General features: G+C 69.4%; 7 protein-coding genes. 1 reads left to right on the top strand and 6 read right to left on the bottom strand.

The window, feature by feature from the left end; translation table 11 throughout:
* The coding region (locus G4D87_RS08330) for a GMC family oxidoreductase N-terminal domain-containing protein (protein WP_163780680.1) at positions 1-1,021 on the bottom strand (1,021 nt) is incomplete at its 3' end.
* 494 nt (positions 1,022-1,515) lie between these two features.
* Here G4D87_RS08330 and gspG point away from each other — a divergent pair.
* The gene (gene gspG, locus G4D87_RS08325) at positions 1,516-1,968 is read left to right on the top strand and encodes a type II secretion system major pseudopilin GspG (protein ID WP_163780678.1); all 453 of its coding nucleotides are present in this window, start codon (positions 1,516-1,518) and stop codon (positions 1,966-1,968) included.
* Here gspG and G4D87_RS08320 read toward each other — a convergent pair.
* The 5 genes from G4D87_RS08320 to tesB form a co-directional block, all read right to left on the bottom strand.
* Positions 1,965-2,393 carry a tetratricopeptide repeat protein gene (locus G4D87_RS08320; protein ID WP_163780676.1) on the bottom strand — a complete coding sequence of 143 codons (429 nt, stop codon included), beginning with the start codon at positions 2,391-2,393 and terminating at the stop codon, positions 1,965-1,967. The genes gspG and G4D87_RS08320 overlap by 4 nt on opposite strands.
* Positions 2,394-2,439: 46 nt before the next feature.
* Positions 2,440-3,141 carry a glutamine amidotransferase-related protein gene (locus G4D87_RS08315; protein WP_163780674.1) on the bottom strand — a complete coding sequence of 234 codons (702 nt, stop codon included), beginning with the start codon at positions 3,139-3,141 and terminating at the stop codon, positions 2,440-2,442.
* A gap of 40 nt (positions 3,142-3,181) precedes the next feature.
* Positions 3,182-3,460, bottom strand: coding sequence for a hypothetical protein (locus G4D87_RS08310; protein WP_240358106.1), 279 nt, complete (start codon positions 3,458-3,460; stop codon positions 3,182-3,184).
* Between the two features lie 146 nt (positions 3,461-3,606).
* A complete protein-coding gene (locus G4D87_RS08305; RefSeq protein WP_240358105.1) occupies positions 3,607-4,983 on the bottom strand; it encodes a DUF1552 domain-containing protein in 1,377 nt (458 codons plus the stop codon).
* Positions 4,984-5,143: 160 nt separating this feature from the next.
* On the bottom strand, positions 5,144-6,013 hold the full coding sequence (gene tesB, locus G4D87_RS08300) for an acyl-CoA thioesterase II (protein WP_163780672.1): 870 nt from the start codon (positions 6,011-6,013) through the stop codon (positions 5,144-5,146).
* Positions 6,014-6,024: the final 11 nt, after the last annotated feature.

The following is a 6,024-nucleotide window of genomic DNA, read 5'->3' as shown; positions in this document are numbered from 1 at the left end:
CCGCCTGCCCGGGGTGCCCGCCCTCCTGGAAGAGGAACCACGTCTTGTCCGCGCCCTGCCCCTGGTCCACCACCAGGCTGGTGGTGATGGTGGGGCCTTCGGATGGGTCCCACACCGCGCGCGTCTCGAAGGCGAAGGCCAGGAAGTCGCCGTTGGCCGAGTAGCGGCACCCCAGCCGGTCGCTGAGGCGCGGGAGCGTGCCCCACTGGTCGCGGCAGCGCAGCAGCAGCTCCGTGGTGTTCACCGTTCCGGCGCACAGGAACACGCGGCGGGCGTCCACGGTGCGCTCGACGCCGTCCGCGGCATGGTCGATATAGGTGACGCGATAGCCCGCTGGAGACAGCGGCTCGATGCGCGTGGCCTCCGCCTGGGTGGTCATCTCCGCGCCCTGCTGTTCGGCGACGGCCAGGTAGTTGAGGTCCAGCGTGTTCTTCGCGCGGACGTTGCAGCCGATGTCACACTCGCCGCAGTAGTTGCAGCCCTCCTGGGCGACGCCGAACTTGTTGGGCAGCGGCTCGCCAGCGGGGGCGAAGCGCACGGCGAGGTCCGGGTAGAAGAACTGCTGTTCGCGGCCGAGCTTGCGCGCGACCTCCCGCATCCGCTTCGCCTTGGTGGGCAGGCCGCGCGCGGACACGGTGATGGGCTGGAGGTCCAGCATGTACGCGACCAGGTCGTAGTACGGGTCCAACGCGGCGCGGCTGTAGCCCTCCGGCCAGTCGGTGTCGAAGGTCTCCGCGGGTGGGCGCAGGTGGACGTTGGCGTAGATGAGCGAGCCGCCGCCGTAGCCCGCGGCCTGGACGATGCTCATCCCCGGCAGCAGCTTCACGTCGAAGAGGCCCTGGTTGTATCGCCAGAGCCAGCCGTTGAGTGGGTTGCTCCAGTCGCGGGGAAAGCTCCCCTTCGGGTAGCGCAGGCCCCGCTCCAGGACACGCACCGTCAGGCCGGCCTGCGCCAGCCGGCAAGCCGCCACCGCTCCCCCAAAGCCGGTGCCAATGACCAGCGCGTCGTACGTCGGCGCCATGTTCCCCCTCGTCGCGACCCGTCCCCTGGGCAGGTTTCAACTGCCAACGTATTAACGCACGAGGGTCTGATCCTTCGACCTCCACACTTCGAGGCGGGCCAACCCCTTGGAATCGTTGTTTCACGTCAGTGGGCGTGGTGCTGATCGCACTCCCCCATCGGACGGAACGGCAAGGCCCACAGCTCGCGTCCGGTCTTTCCGTCATCCGTGCCTTCGATGGAGGCCAGCGCTTCGGGCTCCGATGAGCCCCCACCGGGCGACAGGTCCTTGAAGCGCGGTAGCACTTCGCGAGTGGAAAGCGACAGTCACTCACGCGGCACTGGCACTCCAGTCAGGCACGGCGACTGCACTGGCGAACGTCCGCGCCTGGAATCGAAGCCCTGTGCCAAGCGCACGCAGCCACCGGCATGTGCAACGCCCCAGCTCCAGACGACATGGCGACACGTCGAGCACGCGCGCGCCGGACACAACGTCACACGAGGTCAAACCCAAAGATGAACCCAACCCAGCAGAAGCTGCACGTCCGGCGTCGTCACGTTCGCGGATTCACGCTGATTGAAATCATGGTCGTCATCACCATCCTCGGCCTCATCGCCGCGGCGGTGGGCGTCTCCGTGATGTCGAACCTGGAGGAGGCCAAGCAGAAGACCGCCGCCCTGGACATCAAGACCTTGGAGACGGGGCTCAAGCTCCACTACCTGAAGACAGGCAGCTTCCCAGAGGCACAGGCTGGGCTGGAGGAGCTCCTTCAGGCGCGCTCGTTGGAGCGCCTGCCCAAGGACCCGTGGAACCGCGACTACGTGTACATGAATGAGGGCGGCCGCCCTGTCATCCTGTCGTACGGCGCGGACGGGGTCCCAGGGGGCGAGGGCAGCGACGCGGACATCTCCTCCCAGGTGGAGTCACCATCCGCGAGCGCGGCCCGCCGCCCCAAGGGACTCCGTTAGCTCGTCACGCGGGCGATGGCCGCGCCCAGGCCCTGCTCCACGACGTTCCGGTAGGGCCCCTCGGGCACATGGGGGAGCGCGTCCACGGCCTGCTGGTAGTGCGCGCGGGCCGTGGCGAAATCGCCCCGGTCCTCGGCGCACTTGCCCAGGTTGAGGTGGAGCGAAGCGAAGAAGGGACGCACGCGGTCGTCATCCAGGGTCCGGGCCCTATCGAGCGACACCTGGTTCCAGTGCCGGGTGTCTTCCAACGTGGGCTGATGCCGCGCGAGGTAGTGAGCCGCGATGCAGGCCTCGTAGTCGTCAGTGGCCACCTCCCACGCCTGCTGGAAGCATGCCCGTGCCTCCTCCGGACGGCGGGCGGCTTCCGCCTGCATGCCCTGAGCGCACAGCTTCACAACGGGGTTCTCCAGGTCCATGCCCTGCATGATGCCCGGAGCGCCTCCCCTCACGAAGCCCACTGCGCCTGACGCGTCAGCGGCCCGTCGCCACCCGCGCGAAGTGGTGCGCCAGACGGTGCAGGACCTCCGTGTTGTCGGCCTCCGCGGCCTTCAGCTTGGGCAACTGCGCCTTCAGCTCCTGGAGGTTCTTCCCGCGCTGCTGGAGGTTGTCCGCCTCCAGGTCGAGCCACCGGCCCATCTCCATGGCGGTCAGCTCCAGGTGGAACTGGAAGCCATAGGACGTGCCCAGCCGGAAGGCCTGCTGGGTGTACCGGTCCGTGGAGGCCAGCAGCGTGGCGTCCGGGACGGGCGCATACGAGTCACCGTGCCAGTGCGCCACCACCGTGCGCGGGCGGGCCCCGGACAGCACGGGGTCCTGCTGCGCCTCCGGTGTCCATCGCACCGGGCCCACGCCCACCTCGAAGCCATTCTTGCCAGGGAACACGTCCGCGCCCGCCGCCGCCGCGAGCATTTGCGCGCCCAGGCAGAAGCCCAGGCACGGGCGCTCGTAGGCGAGCCGCTCCATGAGGATGCCCAGCTCCTGCCGCAGGAAGGGATGTTGTTCGGATTCGTAGACGGCCATCCGGCCGCCCATGACGACCAGCAGCTCCGCGTCCACGTCCTCCCGGCGCACGGCGCGGAAGCGGTTCACCAGCGTGAAGCCCGCCTCCTGCAACACCGGCCCCAGCAGGCCCGGCCCTTCGTGCTCCTCGTGCTGGAACACCACCGCGCGCATCGACGTCACCTCCCGAGCCGCGGGCGCCCTGCCCGCGGGCTCAATCGTATGCGCACGACGTGCAGATGTTGAGGCACGTCCCCACCTGCGCTCCGGATTCCTTCACACACTCCTGGTTGCGGGCGCAGTTCACGTCGCTCGTACAGCCGGGCACGCACTCGCTGAAGGTGGCGTCCGCGCAGTACTGCCCCGGTTGGCAGGCGTCATCACCCATGAACTCCCCGCACTCGGTGTAACCGGGCTGGAGGGGCGCCATGACACAGGCGCCGGTACCCAGGGCGAGCACGGCGAGGACGGCGGGCCAGAGACGGGTGCGCATCGAAAGACCTTTCGGGAGCAAGCGGAGGATGCCCGCCTGCTCCCGACGTCCGTCCGGGCGCCGTATTCACGGCCCGTGCGTCGCCCTCCTCCGCGGCCGGCACCGAGCAGCGGTGGCGGAAGCTGTCGCTGAGCGCTACGCCCCCCTCACGCCAGTCCGGCCAGCGGTCCCTGTGCCAGCGGTCCGAAGGTGCCCCGTGGAATCTCGAAGGCCTGGAGGATGGAGAGCAGCACGTCCCCACACCGCTTGCCCTGCGCCCGCATGTGCCGGCCCGGCCGGAGGGCGCCGCCCGCGCGCCCCGCGAGCAGCACCGGCATGTCGTAGTGGTTGTGCCAGTCGCTGTGCGAGATGTCGCTCGAGTAGAAGACCGCCACGTTGTCGAGCAGCGTGCCCTCCCCCTCCGGCACCGCCTTCAGCCGCTGCACCAGGTGCGCGAAGCGGCCCACCTGCCACCGGTCGATCTCCACCTTGGCCGCCAGCTTCACCGGGTCGTTGCCGTGGTGGGAGGCATCGCCGTGGTGGGAGAAGGCCCGGCCGTTGACGGTGAACATCATTGGGCTGACGCACATGCCGAGCATCAGCGTGGCGACGCGGGTGGCGTCACACTCGAAGGACTTCACGATGAGGTCGCACATCAAATTGGCGTAGGCCGTGCCATCCATGGGGATGCCCACCGGCCGCGCCCACGGGGTGCACGCGGCGGCCGGGGCGCCCTGCTCCGCCTTCTGGATGGCGACTTCGATTTCGCGAATGCCCGTGAGGTACTCATCCAGCCGGAGCGTGTCCGCCTGGCCCAGCTTCGCCTGAAGCGCCTTCGCCTGGCCCGTCATCCGGTCGAGCACGCTGCGCCGGTACCTCCAGAGGCGCCGCTCCGCGTCCGTGGGGCCTTCGGCCTGGAGCGAGCCGAAGAGCCGGTCGAAGATGACGCGCGGGTCGTAGACGTTGGGCAGCCGCTGGCCGCGGGAGAACGTCGCCATGCAGTGGTCCTGCGTGTCGTCATACGACGACGGCTTCGGGTCGATGAAGCCATCCCCGTTCGCGTCGCGGCAACCCGGGTTGGAGTCGCCGTGGTTCTCCACGCCGAGCGTGAGCGCCGGCACGCGCACCTGGGCCGACGTGGCGCGCGCGATCACCTGGTCGATGGAGTCCGTGTCGCCCGCGACGATGCGCTCGGACGCGGTGAGCATCATCCGAAAGCCGCCCTCGTGCGTGCGCTCGTAGTAGTCCCACGCGCCCAGCCGCAGGCCGCTCAGCACCAGGACGTCCTCCTTCACCGGAGCCAGCGGGGACAGCGTGGGCGTCAGCGCGTAGCTCGCGCCTTCCGTCTTCGGAAACCACTGGTCCGGGACGACGCCCGCGGAGTGGAACATGCCCACGAAGCGCAGCGGCGGCTTCGCACCAGACGCTTGCGCCCGGGCCAGGGAGGGCGCCATGGCCTCCAGCCAGGGCAAGGCGAGCGCCGCTCCCGTGGCCCCCCGCAGCAGACTGCGTCGCGACAGCTCCCAGGGTTTCGATTTCGGCACGGGGGGTCCTTGTTGTCTGAGCCACGGGCTCGCTGAGCAACGAGGGTGCCACGACACCGTGTCGTCAGGAGTTCCGGGGAATTGCAACCTTCGTGGATTCCCGAGGGCACGACAAGGGGCTGGCCCCCCCCACCCGGGTGTGGGGTGTCGTCCCCGCTGCTCAGGCCTTGGGCCTGCGGATGCGCAGCAGCCCTTCCTGGGCCACCGAGGCCACCAGCCGGCCGTCACGCGTGTAGACGCTGCCGCGCGACAGGCCGCGCGCGTTGCCCGCCCACGGACTGTCCATGGCGTACAGCAGCCAGTCGCTCACCTTCAGGTCCCCGTGGAACCACAGGGCGTGATCCAGGCTGGCGCCCAGGATGCGGGGCTGGAAGAAGCTGGCCGCGTGGGGCAGGAGCGCGGTGCTGATGAGGTTGAAGTCGGACGCGTAGGCCAGCACGTACCGGTGCACCTGCGGATCCTCCGGCAGGTCCCCGTTGGCGCGGAACCACACGTGCTTGATGGGCGCCTTCGCCTCCGGGTTGAACGGATCCACGGGCGCCACGGGCCGGATCTCAATCGGCCGCTCCCCCAGGAACTTCTCCCGCAGGGCCTCCGGGATGCGGGCGGACAGGCGGCTCAGCAGCTCCTGCTCCGTGGCCAGCTCCTCCGGGCCCGGCACCTCCGGCATGGGCGCGTGGTGGGCAAAGCCCTCTTCGTCTCCGTGGAAGGAGGCGATCATCGTCAGGATGGGCTCGCCCTTCTGCACGGCCACGACGCGGCGCGTGGTGATGCTGCCGCCGTCCCGCACCCGGTCCACCGTGTAGACGACCGGAAGCGTCGCGTCGCCCGGGCGCAGGAAGTAGCCGTGCAGAGAGTGGACATGGCGGTCGGCGGGCACCGTCTGGCTGCCCGCGGACAGCGCCTGTCCCAGCACCTGGCCGCCGAAGAGCTGGCGGAACCCCAGGTCCTGACTCCGGCCACGAAACAGGTTTTCCTCGATTTTCTCCAGCTTGAGGAGCGACAACAGCTCGTCCAGGACTCGGCTCATGGCCCCTGTCC

This window comes from Myxococcus vastator, from assembly GCF_010894475.1.
GTDB classification, from domain to species: domain Bacteria; phylum Myxococcota; class Myxococcia; order Myxococcales; family Myxococcaceae; genus Myxococcus; species Myxococcus vastator.
The sequence above is the reverse complement of the archived record's forward strand: the minus strand, read 5'-3'. Positions and strand labels throughout refer to the sequence as shown.